Origin of the sequence: Streptomyces griseoviridis, from assembly GCF_005222485.1 — a bacterium.
GTDB classification, from domain to species: Bacteria; Actinomycetota; Actinomycetes; order Streptomycetales; family Streptomycetaceae; genus Streptomyces; species Streptomyces hintoniae.
In genome coordinates, this window is the sequence record NZ_CP029078.1 from 1,888,018 (window position 1) to 1,903,977 (window position 15,960).

Sequence of the window (15,960 nt, forward strand, 5' to 3'; positions counted from 1 at the left end):
GCGTCCGCGCCCGCGGGCCGCTCAGACCAGATAGGCCGGCAGGCTCGCGGGCAACGTAAATCGGAACTGCGCGCCGCCCTCGGGGGCGCGGCCGACGGTGATGGTGCCGCCGTGGGCCTCGACGATGCCCTTGACGATGTACAGGCCGAGACCGGTGCCGCCGCGCTTGCTGCCCCGCCAGAAGCGGGTGAAGACGCGGTTCATGGACTCCTCCGGGATGCCGGCCCCTTCGTCGCTGACGGTCACCGAGGTGGCCGCGTGCGCGTCGGTCTCCCCCTCACGCGGGGACGCCGAGGGCGTGACATCGATGGTGACGGTTCCCTCGCCGTGGCGCACGGCATTTTCCAGCAGGTTGCTGAGCACCTGGTCGATCTTGTCGGGGTCGGCCCACAGGGCGGGCAGCGGCAGTTCGAGGCGGAGCAGGAACTTGTCGGCGGGCTGCCCCGCGGCGACGTACGCCTGGATGTGCCGGCCGACGGCCGCCCCGATGTCGACGGGCTGACGGCGCACCTCCAGGCGCCCCGAGTCGATGCGGGAGATGTCGAGCAGCTCGGCGATGAGCCGGGTGACGCGGTCGGCGTCGGCGTCGACGGTCTCCAGCATCAGCCGCTTCTGGTCGTCGGTGAACCGCTCCCACTTGGCGAGGAGGGTCGCGGTGAAGCCCTTGACGGAGGTGAGCGGGGAGCGCAGTTCGTGGGCGACGGTGGCGATCAGCTCGGCGTGGCTGCGCTCGGTGCGGCGGCGGGCCTCGGTGTCGCGCAGCGAGACCACCACCCGCCGGACCGCTCCGGTGGGTTCGGCGCGCAGGTAGCGGGCGCTGACCAGGACCTCGCGTCCGCCGGGCAGCAGCAGGTTGCGCTCGGGCTGCCTGACCCGGGTGGCGAGGCCGCCGTAGGGGTCGGTCAGCTGCCACCAGCGGCGGCCCTCCAGGTCCTCTAACGGCAGGGCCTTCTCCAGGCGTCTGCCGAGGGCGTCTTCGGCGCGCAGCGCGGTGATGCGTTCGGCGGCGGCGTTGAAGCAGATCACCCGGCCGTGCTCGTCGGCGACCACCAGGCCGTCGGGCAGGTCGTCCGGGTCGATGTCCGGGGTCGTGGCCGCGGTCATGTCCGGGCCCGCCGGGAGGGGCCGCTCCCCGCGTGCCCCCGGTACGCTGCCCGTGCCGACGCTCATCCCCGTACCCCACCCTTCAGACGACGCAGTGGGCCGCCCCCCGAGCTGGTCACCCTACTAGCTCTCGGTGACGGAGCGGCACCCTCCGGAGGCACGCTGTGCACGGGCGGAGGCATAGAGACATACGGCCGCGGCGGTGGCGAGGTTCAGACTTTCCGCCTTCCCGTGGATCGGGACGCGCACGACGGCGTCCGCGAGCGCCCTGGTCTCCTCCGGCAGCCCCCAGGCCTCGTTGCCGAAGACCCAGGCGGTGGGGCCGCCCATGGTGCCCTTGTCCAGCTCGTCGTCGAGGTCGTCGGTGCCGGCCCCGTCGGCGGCGAGGATGCGCACACCGGCGTCCCCCAGCCCGGCGACGGCCCGCTCCACGGGGACGCCGACGGCGACCGGGAGGTGGAAGAGGGAGCCGACGGAGGCGCGGACGGCCTTGGGGTTGTACAGGTCGACGGAGGCGTCGGTGAGGACGACGGCGTCGGCGCCCGCCGCGTCGGCGCAGCGCAGCACGGTGCCGGCGTTGCCGGGGTCGCGGACGTGGGCGAGGACGGCGACCAGCCGGGGCGCGGCGGCGAGGATGTCCTCGAAGGGGGTGTCGACGAACCGGCAGACCCCGACCAGGCCCTGCGGGGTGACGGTGGTGGAGATGTCGGCGATGACCTGCTCGTCGGCGAGGTGCACCCGGGCGCCCGCGTCCCGTGCCTCGGCCACCAGGTCGGCGTACCGCTCGGCGGCCTCGACGGTGGCGAACAGCTCGGTCAGGGTGCCCGCGCCGTGTGCCGCCGCTTCCCGCACGGCCTGCGGCCCCTCGGCGAGGAACAGCCGCTCCTTGCCGCGGACGTTCCGCCGGGCGAGGCGCCGGGCGGCCGCGACGCGGGGGGAACGGGCGGAGAGCAGCTCGGGCATGGCGGGGGGCATGGTCCTCTTTCACCTCGGGTCAGACACAGGAACGGACCCGCGGGCCGAAGTCCACGGGTCCGTACAGTCACGTCCGCCGGCCCTGGGCCGGCGCGGCGTCACGCAGCCTTGGGCGCGTTGACGTCCGACGGCAGCGCCTTCTGCGCGACCTCGACCAGCGCGGCGAACGCGTTGGCGTCGTTGACGGCGAGCTCGGCGAGGATCTTGCGGTCGACCTCGACGTTGGCGGCCTTCAGACCCTGGATGAAGCGGTTGTAGGTCATGCCGTTCGCGCGGGCAGCGGCGTTGATGCGCTGGATCCACAGCTGGCGGAAGTCACCCTTGCGCTTCTTGCGGTCGTTGTAGTTGTAGACCAGCGAGTGGGTGACCTGCTCCTTGGCCTTGCGGTACAGGCGCGAACGCTGACCGCGGTAGCCGGAGGCCTGCTCGAGGATCGCCCGGCGCTTCTTGTGGGCGTTGACTGCCCGCTTGACGCGTGCCACTTTTTAACTCCTTGTAGCGGGGCCGTGGTGGGACTCACACGACCCGGAAACGATTGGGTCCCGGTCGGGGATCAGGCGCGCGGCGCGCGCCCGACGTCACTTGCCGAGAAGCTTCTTGATCTTCTTGGCGTCGCCCGGGGCCATCTCGGCGTTGCCGGTGAGGCGACGCGTCAGACGGGACGACTTGTGCTCGAGCAGGTGGCGCTTGCCGGCGCGCTCGCGCAGCACCTTGCCGGAGCCGGTGATCTTGAAGCGCTTGCTGGCACCGCTGTGCGACTTGTTCTTCGGCATAGCGCCGTTCTCTCCTCGTCGGTGGCGTTCCGGTGCCCGGTCACGAGAACCGGGCACGACGGAACGTCTCTTGTGTCGGAAACTGGGTCCTGGGACTCGCGTCCCGGGATCACGCCTCGGCGGGCTCCTCGGCGGGCGCCTCGGCCTCGACGCCGGTCTCGACGTCGGCGTCCTCGTCGGACGCGTCGGTCTCGGCGGCGTTCTGCGAACGACCGGGGTTGGCCTTCGCGTCGGCCTTGCGGGCCTCCTGCGCCTGGCGGGCCTCGGCCATCGCTTCGGTCTTCTTCTTGTGCGGACCGAGAACCATGATCATGTTTCGGCCGTCCTGCTTCGGGTTCGACTCGATGAACCCGAGGTCCTGGACGTCCTCCGCGAGCCGCTGGAGCAGCCGGTAGCCCAGCTCGGGCCGGGACTGCTCGCGACCACGGAACATGATCGTGATCTTGACCTTGTCGCCCTGCTTGAGGAACCGAACGACGTGACCCTTCTTGGTGTCATAGTCGTGCGGGTCGATCTTCGGCCGGAGCTTCATCTCCTTGATGACCGTGTGCGCCTGGTTCTTGCGCGCCTCACGGGCCTTCATGGCCGACTCGTACTTGAACTTCCCGTAGTCCATGAGCTTGCACACGGGCGGACGGGCGTTCGCCGCCACCTCGACGAGATCGAGGTCGTACTCCTGCGCAAGCTCCAGTGCCTTGGCCAGGGGGACGATGCCCACCTGCTCGCCACTGGGACCGACAAGTCGCACCTCGGGAACGCGAATCCGGTCGTTGATGCGGGGCTCGGCGCTGATGGATCCTCCTCGGTTAGCACCACACGGCGGTCTGGCGGACAGCCGCGTATGTTCTCTTTCGCTGGACCTAACCGCGCCGAGGAACGAAAAATGCCCCGGACGGTCACCTGCGGGGCTCCAAAACAACCGGAGCACCGCCGCGATGCCGCGGGGCGCGCTTTCGGGCGACTCCATCGTCCGTACGGAACGATGGCTGCCGCCTGACCGGGTGACCTGCTGTCCCTGGGGACGGTCAGGTGGGAGATCGGAGCCTCCACTTGTTGGCCGGGCTCGCGTGTTGCTGGGCGTGTCCGGCCGGTCGTCACACAAGGTTAGCAGCTACCCGGGGGTGGTGCTAACCGGCCGCGGACGGGGCCTATCGTGTGGGACATGAGTGACACCCCTGCCGAGTCCGCCGAGGCCCCCGCGGCCCCCGACGCCCTCGATCACCTCGACGGTCCCGACTTCGACGAGATGACCCGCGACATCGCCGAGGTCCCCGCCGTCGAGGTGATCGTCACGGTCGCCGTCAACCTGATGAGCGCGGCCGCCGTGAAGCTCGGGCTGACCGAGGAGGGTGACGCCTACAAGGACCTCGACGAGGCCCGCAAGCTGGTCACCGCGCTGGCCGGGCTGCTGGACGCCAGCACCACCGAGATCAGCTCCTTCCACGCGGCCCCGCTGCGCGACGGTCTGAAGTCGCTCCAGCTGGCCTTCCGCGAGGCGTCGCTCGTCCCGGACGAGCCGGGCCAGGGCCCTGGCGAGAAGTACACGGGCCCGGTCTACGGCTGAGCGGCCCCTTTTCCTCCATCCTCCTTCACGTACAAGGGCTCGCCAGGAGGCGTCGCCCCGGCCGGCAGCAGTGCCAGGTCGAGGCCGCGCACCAGGCGGGCCCTCAGTGTGTCGTCGGCCGCGAGCCGCTCGGCGACGGCCCTGGCGGCCTCGGGCTCGGAGAGGACCAGGGCGAGGGTGCCGTCGGCCCGGCCGGGTCCGAGGTGGGCGCGGAGCACGGCGGGCTCGGCGGCCACGACCGCCCGCACCGCCTCCCGCACGGCGGGGTCGGCGAGCGGGTCGGTGCTGACCCGCCCCTCGGCGAGGGCCAGCAGCACGGGCCCGGTCAGCTCGAACGGCACGGGACCCGCCAGATCGAGGACGACGGTGTCGGCCTTCTCGTGCGCGGCGGCCCGCAGCGCCTGGTGCAGCGGGACGGCGACGGGCCTGGCCCCGGGGTCCCAGCGGGCCAGCGCGTCGGTGCTGGTGAAGGCGGGCAGCGCGGTGCGGGTGCCGGCCTTGAGGGTGGGGACGGCCATGTCGCTGGTCTTCTCGCGGCGCAGCCCGTTCGCGTCCTCCTCGACCTCGCCGAGCACCGCCACCACGGGCACGAGCAGCCGGGCGCCCCCCAGCGCCTCGAGGACGGGTCCGACGGCGTCGTGGTCGGCGGACCAGGCGGCGAGCGCGGCGCTCAGCCGGGGGTCGGCCGAGCCGTCGTCGTCGGAGAAGCCGGGGTCGGGAATGTTCTTGTTCGCCACGGTCACCGAGCCTATCGGGGGCATGCCGCCGGGCCTGTGCGGGTCCGGAAACCCCGCTGTCACCGTATTGACCGGATTCTCAGGAATCCCTGACGCACTTTTCACTTCCGTCTAACGAACCGCACAGTCACCGCGCCGACGATCGGCGGCATGGAGTCTCCCGGAGCCCGCCGACACCGCGCCCGCCCCTCGCGCGCCCGCCCGCTGCTGTACACCGCGCTGGCGGCGCTGACCATCGTGGGCGGGACGGCGGCGGGGACCGTGTACGTGAAGGCGCAGGCGCACTCCGGGGCGGCGCCCGTATCGTCGGCGGGGACGCCGTCGGCCGACGGCGCGGTGACCGCGGACGGGGACGAGTCGATGGAACCGGTGGCACAGCCGACGGTGGACCGTGACGCGCTGCTGGCGAAGGCCATGACGTCGGTGGCGGTGCCCGAGGACGCCGAGGTGTCGGTGGCGGTCCTGGACGTCGCCTCCGGCGCCCGCGCCGGGTACGGGGACGGCGCGTTCGACACGGCGAGCATCGTCAAGGTCGACATCCTGGCGGCGCTGCTGCTCCAGGCGCAGGACGCGGGACGGCAGCTGACGGCGGCGGAGAAGACGTACGCCACCGCGATGATCGAGAACAGCGACAACGCGTCGGCGACCGCGCTGTGGGACGTGATCGGCGAGGCCGACGGTCTCGACGCGGCGAACAAGCGGTTCGGGCTGACGGACACGGCGGGCGGCGACGGCGCCCTGTGGGGCCTGACCCAGACCACCGCGGCCGACCAACTCACCCTGCTCGGCCAGGTGTTCGGGGACGACTCGAAGCTGAGCGCGGCCTCCCGGGCGTATCTCCAGGGGCTGATGGGGCGGATAGCGGCCGATCAGCACTGGGGGGTGTCGGCGGCGGCCGACGGCTCCGCGTGGGCCCTGAAGAACGGCTGGCTGGCCCGGAGCGGCACGGGGCTGTGGGACATCAACAGCGTCGGCCGGGTGACGGCGGGCGGCAGGCAGTACCTGGTCGCGGTGGTGTCGCGGGGCAGCACCACGCAGGCGGAGGGCGTCACGCTGGTGGAGTCGGCGGCGAAGGCCGCGGTGCGGACCCTGACCGAGGAGACGACGTCCACGACGTCCACGGCAGGCACGACAGCCAAGGCATCGGCGAAGGCACCCTCGACCTCGACCTCGTCGGACTGACACCGGACCGACCCGCGACGCGCCCCGGGGGAAGGGCAGGAGGTCAGCCGCCGACCCGCGACGCACCCGGAGGGGTCCGCCGCCGGCCGGCCGCCCGTGCGGCGCCCTCCGCTCAGAAGTCGCCGTCGAGGACGTGCCGCCGGTGGTCGCTCCGGTCGCGCCGGCCGCGCCACAGCACGACGGCCGCCACCAGCAGCACCCCGCCCGCAGCGCCGGCGAGCGGGGCGGCCCAGCCGGCGGTGCCGTCGTCGGACGGCGCGGTGTCGGGTCCCGGTCCGAAGTACTTGTCGCCGTAGGACGCCGCCCGGAGGCCCTCCGGCGTGATCGACCCGGCCGCCGTGATGGCCTCCGCGGGGTCGATGAGGCCGAAGCCGCGGGAGTCGTCGCGCCCGCCGACCGGGGCGTCCCGCGCGGTGTCCTCCAGGAGCTTCTTGATCTGCGCCGGGGTGAGCCCGGGGTGCGCGGCCTTGACGAGGGCGACGGCCCCCGACACGAACGCGGAGGCGGCGCTCGTGCCCCAGCCCTCGTAGTAGCGGTGGTCGGGGTCGGCGATGACGATGTCGACGCCGGGCGCGCTGACGGTGGCGTACCAGCGGCGGGTGGAGAAGGCGGCGCGGGTGCCGTAGCGGTCGACGGCGGTCGCGGCGATCACCCCCGGGTAGGCGGCCGGGTAGGAGACGTGGTCGCCCTTCTCGCCGCCGTTGCCCGCCGAGGCGACGACGGCGACGCCCTTCTTCAGGGCGTACTGGACGGCCGCGTCCTCGGTGGGTTCGGGGTGGGCGGACGCGGAGTCGTCGCCGAGGGAGAGGTTGATGACGTCGGCGCCGTGGTCCGCGGCCCAGCGGATGCCTTCGGCGAGGGCGTTGCCCCGGGTGCTGCGGGCCTTGCCGCGGGCGGTGTCGCCGTCTTCGAGGATGACCCGCACCGGCAGGATCTTCGCCTCGGGCGCGATGCCGAGGACGCCGTCGGCGCGGCCCGGTCCATGGCCGTGCCCCGCGATGATGCCGGCCATGGCGGTGCCGTGCCTGGCCCAGGACCTGTCGCCCTGCCTGGCCCCGAAGCCGATCATGTCCTTGCCGGTGAGGACGTTCCCGGCGAGGTCGGGGTGGTCGGCCTCGACACCGGTGTCGAGGACCGCGACGGTGATGCCGGCGCCCTTGGTGGTCTGCCACGCCTGCTGGGTGTGGAGGGCGTCGAGGGCCCACTGCTGGGCGCGGATGCCGTCGGCGTGCGCGGTGGCGGCGGGCCCGATGACCAGGGCGGCGGCGAGGAGCGCGCCGAGGGCGCCGAGGGCGGGCCGCCTCACGAGGACGCCTCCGGGCCGGCGCTGACGTCCTTGCGCAGAGCGCGTTCGACGCGGTCGGCGAGGCCCTTCGCCTCGTTGCCGAGGCCGGCCTGGGCGGGGGGCGTGGTGGCGCCGGAACGCATGGCTTCCTCGGCGGGCTGCGGGGTGTCGACGCTGCGGCCGTCGGCCCAGCCGGAGACGGAGTAGACGACGACGGGGGCGTCGGTGAGCACCGACACCGTCCAGGAGGCGCGCTGCGGGTCGCCGAAGCGGGCGGCGGCGGTGTCCTTCGCGGCGTAGGGGCGGGGCATCAGGTCGGTGCGGAGCGCGAGCTTCTCGCCGTCGAAACGCTGGGCGAGTGCGCGCATGGCGGGGGCGTCGGCCTTGGTGAACATCAGACCGACGGTGGTGACGAAACTCTGGGTGGCGTCGGTGTAGGTGGCGCGCAGCAGCCGCTCGCAGCCGACGGGCGCGAGGGCCTCGCGCAGCAGCGGGTCGAAGGCGCCCTGGCAGCCGCTGTCGGGCGCGACGGCGACCCGGGTCCAGGTCCGGTCGGAGCCGCCGGGTCCCGCGCCCCGCCCTTCAACGCTCGGCGGGAAGAGTTCGTCGACGGGCACGCTGTGCCAGATCCCGCCGGCGGTCTCGAACGAGCTGCGGCTCTGGTCCGCGCCCGGTTCGCCGGCCAGCCAACTCCCGGTGACGGCACCGCCGATGAGACCGAGCCCCAGCACGAGACAGGCGGCGACGGCACCGAGCCGAGGCCGCAGCCGTCCCCCGAGGGGCCGGGGCCTGGCCAGCGCGTCGTACCCCTCGGGCTCCCCGAACGACACGACGGGCCTGCCCGGAGCGCTCCAGGAGAACGCGGGATCGGGAACCCCTGACCCGCTGTCGCCGCCGGGACGGTCCGGATGCTGCGGAAGGGGAGCCCCGACAGGCCGCGGCGGAACCCCGCGCGCGGGCGCGTAGGGACCGGCGGGAGCGGCCGGTGCGTGCGGGGGAACGGGGGTGCGGGGCGCACCGGGCCGCGGCGAGGACGGCCCGGGAGCGGCACCCCGGAAACCACCGGGGTGCCGGGGCGCGCGCCCGGGAACGGGAGCGTGCGGACCGTCGCCCCGGGAGCCCGGCCGCCCGGCGAGCGGGGTGCGGGAGGAACGGGAGCCACCGTCACGGGCGGGGGCGACGAGCCCACCATCAGGAGCCGGGACGGGGTCAGGGGCGGAGGCATACCCACGACCGGGATCGGGCGGGTAGGCGTCGGCGGAGCGGGCGGGCCTGTGGCCACCGGCGGAACGCTGCCCGGTGCCGGAAGCGGGATCACTGCCCAGGTCGGGGGCGCGCCCGGAACGCGGGTCGTCGCCGCGTCCGCTGTCCGGAATCCGCCGGGTGTCGGGGGCCTCGGCGGACGTGGCGGCCGGTGGGGCCGTGGGCGCCGGACCGGGTCCCCGGGGAGGTTCCGTCGGGGTAGTGGCATCCCAAGGTTCCGCCGGACCCGGGGCGGTCGGGCCGGGCCGGTGCGACGGACGCGGTGGAACGGGCGGACGCCCGGCGTCCGGCCCTGGGCTGCGAGTGGGGTGCGGCGGCGCGGGCGGACGCGGAACGTTTCCGTCACCGGAAGCACCTGCCTCCGCCGACCGCCCGTCGGCGGGGACAGGGCCCGGCTGTCGGACGCTGTCGGACGCCGGGGCCGGCCGTCGGGCACCGTCGGCGGCGGAGCCTGACCATCGGCCGGCATCGGCGGCGGAGCCCGGCTGTCTCACGCCGTCGGCGGCGGAGCCCGGCTGCCTCACACTGTCGGCGGCAGGGCCCGGCGGTCGGCCGGCATCGGCGCCAGAGCCTGACCATCGGCCAGCGTCGGCGGCGGAGCCCGGCTGTCTCACGCTGTCGGCGGCAGGGCCCGGCGGTCGGCCGGCATCGGCGCCAGAGCCTGACCATCGGCCAGCGTCGGCGGCGGAGCCCGGCTGTCTCACGCTGTCGGCGGCGGGGCCCGGCGGTCGGCCGGCATCGGCGCCGGAGCCTGACCATCGGCCAGCGTCGGCGGCGGAGCCCGGCTGTCTCACGCTGTCGGCGGCGGGGCCCGGCGGTCGGCCGGCGGCGTCGGTAGCGGGGAGGGTGGGGGCCGTCTGCGGGTTGCCCGCGGCGGGCGTCCGCTCGGTGGAGGCGGGACGCGGGAAACCGGCCGTCGCGCCGGTGGCCCCGCTCTGGTGGCCGGGGCGGCCGGTCGGGCGCGGGGGCACCGGGCTCGCGGACCGGCTCGGTTCGGGGGCGTCCGGGGTCACGCCCCCGGGATCCTGGTCGCCGGACGGCCGGTGCCCGGACCCGGGCGGGCCGGAGGCGGACAGGCCGGACACATCCTGGCCGGAAGCGTCGCGATGATCGGAGGCGTTTCGGCCGAAGGCGTTTGCGTCGAAGGCATCGAGGTCGGACACATCACGGCCGGAGGCAGCGCGATCGGAGGCGTCGCGTTCGGCGCGAGGCTCACTCAGACCGCCGGGCCGCCGGTCCGGCCGAGGCACACCCCGCCCACCGTCATCGGCCCGAGCCACACCCCGCCCGCCGTCACGCCCGTCCGCACCAGACCCGCGCGGGCCCTGCCCGTCGTCGCCCCCAGACGTGCCCCCTGTTGGCGCTCCCCCGCTCCCCCCGTCCGGCGACGGAGCGGCCCCCCGTGTCCACGTCCACGGCAGGTCCGTCCGGCGGACGCTCGGAGCGTCGCCCTCGGTCCGCCCCTCGGCGCCCGTCGCCCGGGGCACCGCGCCGCCCACGCGAGGGGGCGCGTCGGGGAAGCGGGCCGACGCCTGGGGCGGGGCGGGGTTGTCGAAGGGGCGGCGGAGGTAGGGGAAGTGGGGGCGGGTGGGCGGGCGTTCGGGCGGGACAGGGCGCGCGGCACCACCGTCGCCCGACGTCCGAGCCGACCCGTCGCCACCGCCATCGCCACCGGACACACCGCCGTCGAAGGCCCCGCCACCAGACGCCCCGCCACCGAAGGCCCCGCCACCGGCAATCCCGTCACCGGACGCCCCGCCACCAGACGCCCCGCCGTCAGCCATACCGCCCTCGACGCCCCCGCCCTCGGCACGCCCGCCCATGAGGCTCCCGTCGGTGACGGTCCCGTTCACGCCCTGGCCCTCGCCGCGCGCCTGTTCGCCGCGTACCCCCTCGCCGCGCGTCCCCGCCTCGGGGCGTCTCCCCTGTCGGGTTCCGAACGCGTCGAAGGGGTCGTTCGCCGCGGGCCAGGGGGACCAGACGCCGGTCGAGGGGGCCGGGGGCCGCGGCGGCTCCTCGGCGGGCGGGGTGGGGGGCGTCGGTGGGTGCGGTGGGCGTGGCGGTACCGGAGCGTGCCGCGCTTCCGTACCCATGCACCCCCCGTTTCCTCGCGCCCCCGGGCCCGTCCATCTGTACGCGGGCCGTCGTCCTGGCGCTCAACGCCGGTCCGGGCGATGCGGTCAGCGCCGTCCCGGGCACGCATACCCGTACGCGCGGTGCGCCATCCCGGCGCGGCTGGGCGACCGGATCGTTTCCGCCGTACGTTCGCGTCACTCTACGGGTTGCCCCCGGCCGAACGGGAACCAGTCGGCGCACCCCGGGGCATCTGCCCGGAACGTCCCCCTACCCTGCGGTAATCCTGTCTGGCAGGCTTCGTTCATGACTGCGCTCGCCGCCGACAGGGCCCGTTACGACCGGGCCACCGCCCACCTCGACGCCCCTGTGGCCATCGTGGATCTCGACGCGTTCGACGCGAACGCGGCTGATCTGCGGCGCCGGGCCGCCGGGAAACCGATCCGGGTCGCCAGCAAGTCGGTCCGCTGCCGTGCCCTGTTGGAACGGGTGCTGGCGATGGACGGCTTCGCGGGGATCATGTCGTTCACGCTGGCCGAGTCGCTGTGGCTGGCGCGCTCCGGGTTCGAGGACGTGCTGCTGGCCTATCCGTCCGCGGACCGCACGGGTTTCGCCGAGTTGACCGCCGATCCGAAGCTGGCCGCCGCGGTGACGGTGATGATCGACGACCCGGCGCAGTTGCGGCTGATCGACGAGGCGCGCGGCGGCGGCCGTGAAGTGGTGCGGGTCTGCCTGGAGTTGGACACCGCGCTGAAGCTGTTCGGTGGCCGGGTGCGGGTCGGCGCCCGGCGTTCCCCGCTGTACTCGCCCGCCCAACTCGCCGATCTGGCGCGGGTGGTGGCCCGCAGGCCGGGGTTCGAGGTGGTGGGCATCATGGGCTACGAGGGCCATGTGGCGGGTGTCGGTGACGCGGTGGCGGGTCGGCCGCTGCGGTCGCGTGCGGTGCGGTTGATGCAGGCGGCGGCGCGGCGGGAGTTGGCGCAGCGGCGCGCGGAGGCGGTGCGCGCGGTGCGGGCGGTGGTGCCGGGCCTTGAGTTCGTCAACGGCGGTGGCACGGGCAGTGTGCAGCACACGGCGGCGGAGGACGCGGTCACGGAGATCGCGGCCGGTTCGGGGCTGTATGTGCCGCGGTTGTTCGACAACTACACGTCGTTCAGGGGCCGTCCGGCCGCTCTGTTCGCGCAGCCGGTGGTGCGCAGGCCGGGGGTGGGGGTGGTGACGGTGCTGGGCGGTGGCTACCCGGCGTCCGGTGCGGCGGGTGCCGACCGGCTGCCGGTGCCGTATCTGCCCGCGGGGCTGCGCTACGACCCCCAGGAGGGTCCGGGCGAGGTGCAGACGCCGTTGCTCGGTGCTCCGGCCGATGACCTGCTGATCGGCGACAAGGTGTGGTTCCGGCACGCGAAGGCCGGTGAACTGTGCGAGCGGTTCGACGCGTTGCACCTCGTCGAGGGCGACCGGGTGACGGCGACGGTGCCGACGTACCGGGGCGAGGGGCACACGTTCCTCTGAGGCGCGGGGAGTTGGGGCGGTTGCCGCGCCCGGGGTCCGTCAGCGGGCGGTGTCGGGCTGGTCGGGGACGGTGGAGCCGTCCGGGCGCAGCAAGGAGGTCAGGCGGCCGTCGGGGGCGTTGTAGGCGGCCGTGGCGCACGGGTAGGGGTCGGTCCTGCGGGGCAGCGGGTCGATGAACATGGGCTGGATCAGCCACCGTCCGTCGGTGTCGTCGAGGGCCCGGCACATCAGCTCGGGCTTGTGGCGGTCGATGACGAGGTGGACGCCGGTCGCGTCGGCGACGAACGTGGCGTCGGTGTCGGCGTCGCCCGCGGCGAGGGCGGGCCGCAGCGGCCAGGGCGCCTGCCGCCAGGCGTCCTGGCCGTGGACGCCGTTGATCTCCTGGTTGATCCAGCAGCGTTTGCCGTCGAGGTAGGGGATCGCGGTGCCGGGTCCCGCGGGGACGCCGCCGCAGCCTTCCGTGCGGGGGGTGATGCGGCCGTGGCGGTCGAGGACGGAGCGGATGGCGAGGGTGTGGGCGGCGTCGAGGCCGAGGGAGCGGGACCAGACCTGGGTGATGGGTTCGGCGCCCGCGGAGACGACGTGGACGTCGAACCCGGCGCGGCGCAGGGTGCGGATCAGGTCGCGCTGCTGGTCGTAGTAGCGGACGTAGCCGGGGACGGTGCGGGTGCCGAGGGTGCGGACGGCGCCGACCGGGGCGGCGAGGGCCTCGCGGCGGGCGGCGCGGGCGTATCCGGAGAGTTCGGCGGGGGTGCGGCCGGCGAAGAGGGCGGGCACCCAGGCGTACTGCGGGACCGTGCGGCGGTGGTTCCAGGTGCCGGCGAAGGCGGCGGCGCCGCCGGTGGTGGTGCCGCTCTCGCGGATCTCGGCGATCTCGTCGGTGCAGCGGGCGTTGCGGGAGGTCGGCAGGGGGGTGCCCGCGGGTGTGCCGGTGCCGCAGGCGGCGGTGAGGGCGTGGTCGGCGGTGTCGGTGAGCCAGGCGCTGGTGTCCTTCCAGCGGGCGGGGCGCAGGATGCGGTCGTGGCGCAGGGCCCAGGAGAGGGTGGCGTCGGTGACGTCGTTCTTGGTGACGGTGTTGTCCCAGTCGAAGGCGGCGACCGGGCGGGGTCCGCCGGGGTGTGCGCAGGTGCCGCGTTCGTCGATGAGCCGCTGGAGGTGGGTGCGGGCGTCGCCGTGCCAGCGGCCGGTCAGGCGGGGGCAGTCGGCGGTGGCGGCGGCGGGTACGGGGGCGGTGGCGGTGGCCGCGAGGGCGGCGGCCACGGCCAGGGTCCGGGCGATGAGGTGTCGCATACGCCCGGACCGTACCGGTTCGTACCTACAGAGGGGTGACGTACGCGCCCGCGATGCCGCCGTCCACGAGGAAGTCGGTGGCGTTGACGAAGGACGAGTCGTCGCTCGCCAGGAAGGCGACGGCGGCGGCGATCTCGTCGGCCTCGGCGAACCGTCCGACGGGGATGTGGACCAGGCGGCGGGCGGCCCGCTCGGGGTCCTTCGCGAACAGTTCCTGGAGCAGCGGGGTGTTGACCGGTCCCGGGCAGAGGGCGTTGACGCGGATGCCCTCGCGGGCGAACTGGACGCCGAGTTCGCGGGACATGGCGAGGACGCCGCCCTTGGACGCGGTGTAGGAGATCTGGGAGGTCGCCGCGCCCATCCGGGCCACGAAGGACGCCGTGTTGATGATGGAGCCCTTGCCCTGGCGGCGCATGTAGGGGATGGCGGCCTTGCAGCAGAGGTAGACGGAGGTGAGGTTGACCTCCTGGACGCGCTTCCAGGCGTCGAGGCCCGTCTCCAGGATGGAGTCGTCGTCGGGCGGTGAGATGCCGGCGTTGTTGAAGGCGATGTCGACGCTGCCGTAGGTGTCGAAGGCGGTCTTGAACAGCGCCTCGACCTGGTCGGCGTCGGTGACGTCGACCTTGACGAAGGTTCCGCCCACCTCGTCGGCCGCGGCCTTGCCGCGCGTCTCGTCGACGTCGCCGCACACCACGTGGGCGCCTTCGGAGGCGAGCCTGCGGGCGGTGGCGAGGCCGATGCCGCTGCCTGCGCCGGTGATGACGGCGGTGCGGCCGACGAGTCGTCGGCAGGTGTTCTCTGCGCTCACTGTGCGGGGCCTTCCGTGCTGATGAAGACGTTCTTGGTCTCGGTGAATGCGGTCAGGGCGTCCGGGCCGAGTTCGCGGCCGATGCCGGACTGCTTGAACCCGCCGAAGGGGGTCCAGTAGCGGACGCTGGAGTGGGAGTTGACGGAGAGGTTGCCGGCCCGCACGGCCTGCGAGACGCGCAGCGCCCGGCCGACGTCGCGGGTCCAGACGGAGCCGGCGAGGCCGTAGTCGGTGGCGTTGGCGAGGGCCACCGCGTCGGCCTCGTCGTCGAAGGGCAGGACGACGGCGACGGGTCCGAAGACCTCCTCGACGGCGACCCTGGCGTGCGGGTCGACGCCGGTGAGGACGGTGGGCGGGAACCAGAAGCCCGGACCTTCGGGGGCCTTGCCGCGGATGCCGGGGGCGTCCGGGTCGATGTAGGCGCGGACGCGGTCGAGTTGGGCCCTGGAGATGAGCGGGCCCATCTGGGTCTCGGAGTCGGAGGGGTCGCCGACCCGGACCGACTCGACGGCGGGGGCGAGGAGTTCGAGGAAGCGGTCGTGGACCGAGCGCTGGACGAGGATGCGGGTGCGGGCGCAGCAGTCCTGTCCCGCGTTGTCGAGGAAGGACATGGGGGCGGCCGCGGCGGCCGCTTCCAGGTCGGCGTCGGCGAAGACGATGTTGGGGCTCTTGCCGCCGAGTTCGAGGGTGACCCGCTTGAGGCGGGCCGCGCCCTTGGCGAGCACCTGGCGGCCGACGGACGTCGAACCGGTGAAGACGATCTTCGCGACGCTGGGGTGTTCGACGAGGGCGTCGCCCGCGACCGGGCCGTGTCCGGGGAGCACCTGGAAGAGGTGCTCGGGTAGCCCTGCCGTCAGGGCGAGTTCGGCCAGCCGCAGGGCGGTGAGCGGGGTGGTCTCGGCGGGCTTGAGGAGGACGGCGTTGCCGGCCGCGAGCGCCGGGACCGCGCCCCAGGCGGCGATCGGCATGGGGAAGTTCCAGGGCGCGATGACGCCGACCACGCCTAGCGGTTCGAGGATGGTCACGTCGAGGCCGCCGGGGACCGGGATCTGACGTCCTGTCAGGCGTTCCACCCCGCCGGCCGCGTAGTCGAGCAGGTCGCGGACGTTGCCCGCCTCCCAGCGGGCGTTGCCGAGGGTGTGGCCGGCCTCCCTGACCTCCAACCGGGCCAGTTCCTCCAGGTGTTCGTCGACGGTGAGGGCGAACCGGCGCAGCAGCCGGGCCCGGTCGGCGGGGGCCAGGGCGGCCCACCGGGCCTGCGCGGCCGTGGCGCGGACGACGGCCGCGTCCACGTCGGCCGCGGTGGCGGCGGGGACGGTGGCGACGACCTCTTCGGTGGCGGGATCGAGGACCCGCAGATCGGGGTGGTCGGACACGGGGGAGCCTCTCAACTGGTG

The 15,960-nt window shown here is 74.3% G+C and carries 13 protein-coding genes and 1 pseudogene; 3 read left to right on the forward strand and 11 right to left on the reverse strand.

Annotation, left to right across the window (positions count from 1 at the left end):
- Positions 1-21: 21 nt before the first annotated feature.
- The 5 genes and pseudogenes from DDJ31_RS07440 to infC all read right to left on the reverse strand — a co-directional run bounded on the left by DDJ31_RS07440 (position 22) and on the right by infC (position 3,670).
- Positions 22-1,170, reverse strand: a complete 1,149-nt coding sequence (locus DDJ31_RS07440) for a sensor histidine kinase (RefSeq protein ID WP_127181084.1) — start codon at positions 1,168-1,170, stop codon at positions 22-24.
- Between the two features lie 57 nt (positions 1,171-1,227).
- Positions 1,228-2,079 (reverse strand): TrmH family RNA methyltransferase, encoded by an 852-nt coding sequence (locus tag DDJ31_RS07445; protein WP_127181083.1) that lies wholly within the window; start codon positions 2,077-2,079, stop codon positions 1,228-1,230.
- A 98-nt stretch (positions 2,080-2,177) separates the two neighbouring features.
- Entirely contained in the window at positions 2,178-2,561 is a 384-nt protein-coding gene (gene rplT / locus DDJ31_RS07450) for a 50S ribosomal protein L20 (protein ID WP_030381833.1), read from the reverse strand.
- Positions 2,562-2,657: 96 nt separating this feature from the next.
- A complete protein-coding gene (rpmI, locus tag DDJ31_RS07455) occupies positions 2,658-2,852 on the reverse strand; it encodes a 50S ribosomal protein L35 (RefSeq protein WP_003947156.1) in 195 nt (64 codons plus the stop codon).
- Positions 2,853-2,961: 109 nt separating this feature from the next.
- Positions 2,962-3,670, reverse strand: a pseudogene (infC, locus tag DDJ31_RS07460) (translation initiation factor IF-3).
- Positions 3,671-4,014: 344 nt separating this feature from the next.
- Between infC and DDJ31_RS07465 the strand changes: the two are divergent.
- Complete coding sequence (locus DDJ31_RS07465) at positions 4,015-4,416, forward strand: DUF1844 domain-containing protein (RefSeq protein WP_127181081.1); 402 nt, start codon at positions 4,015-4,017, stop codon at positions 4,414-4,416.
- Here DDJ31_RS07465 and DDJ31_RS07470 read toward each other — a convergent pair.
- Positions 4,407-5,153, reverse strand: a complete 747-nt coding sequence (locus tag DDJ31_RS07470) for an SseB family protein (RefSeq protein ID WP_127181080.1) — start codon at positions 5,151-5,153, stop codon at positions 4,407-4,409. The genes DDJ31_RS07465 and DDJ31_RS07470 overlap by 10 nt on opposite strands.
- Positions 5,154-5,303: 150 nt before the next feature.
- Here DDJ31_RS07470 and DDJ31_RS07475 point away from each other — a divergent pair, with 150 nt between their 5' ends.
- Positions 5,304-6,335, forward strand: coding sequence for a serine hydrolase (locus DDJ31_RS07475; RefSeq protein ID WP_127181079.1), 1,032 nt, complete (start codon positions 5,304-5,306; stop codon positions 6,333-6,335).
- Positions 6,336-6,447: 112 nt separating this feature from the next.
- Here the strand turns inward: DDJ31_RS07475 and mycP are convergent, their stop codons facing one another.
- Together mycP and DDJ31_RS07485 are read right to left on the reverse strand one after the other, a co-directional pair.
- Positions 6,448-7,641 (reverse strand): type VII secretion-associated serine protease mycosin, encoded by a 1,194-nt coding sequence (mycP, locus tag DDJ31_RS07480; RefSeq protein WP_127181078.1) that lies wholly within the window; start codon positions 7,639-7,641, stop codon positions 6,448-6,450.
- On the reverse strand, positions 7,638-8,450 hold the full coding sequence (locus tag DDJ31_RS07485; protein WP_127181077.1) for a hypothetical protein: 813 nt from the start codon (positions 8,448-8,450) through the stop codon (positions 7,638-7,640). Before DDJ31_RS07485 ends, mycP begins: the two co-directional genes overlap by 4 nt.
- A 2,812-nt stretch (positions 8,451-11,262) precedes the next feature.
- Between DDJ31_RS07485 and DDJ31_RS07490 the strand changes: the two genes are divergently transcribed.
- Positions 11,263-12,465 (forward strand): amino acid deaminase/aldolase, encoded by a 1,203-nt coding sequence (locus DDJ31_RS07490; RefSeq protein WP_127181076.1) that lies wholly within the window; start codon positions 11,263-11,265, stop codon positions 12,463-12,465.
- 39 nt (positions 12,466-12,504) lie between these two features.
- Here DDJ31_RS07490 and DDJ31_RS07495 read toward each other — a convergent pair whose 3' ends face one another.
- From DDJ31_RS07495 to DDJ31_RS07505, 3 genes are read right to left on the reverse strand one after another with little or no spacing between them, the layout of a single operon-like run.
- Positions 12,505-13,755 carry a haloacid dehalogenase-like hydrolase gene (locus DDJ31_RS07495; protein ID WP_127181075.1) on the reverse strand — a complete coding sequence of 417 codons (1,251 nt, stop codon included), beginning with the start codon at positions 13,753-13,755 and terminating at the stop codon, positions 12,505-12,507.
- Positions 13,756-13,780: 25 nt separating this feature from the next.
- Complete coding sequence (locus tag DDJ31_RS07500; protein WP_127181074.1) at positions 13,781-14,563, reverse strand: 3-oxoacyl-ACP reductase; 783 nt, start codon at positions 14,561-14,563, stop codon at positions 13,781-13,783.
- The gene (locus DDJ31_RS07505; protein ID WP_127181073.1) at positions 14,560-15,939 is read right to left on the reverse strand and encodes an aldehyde dehydrogenase family protein; all 1,380 of its coding nucleotides are present in this window, start codon (positions 15,937-15,939) and stop codon (positions 14,560-14,562) included. Before DDJ31_RS07505 ends, DDJ31_RS07500 begins: the two co-directional genes overlap by 4 nt.
- Positions 15,940-15,960: the final 21 nt, after the last annotated feature.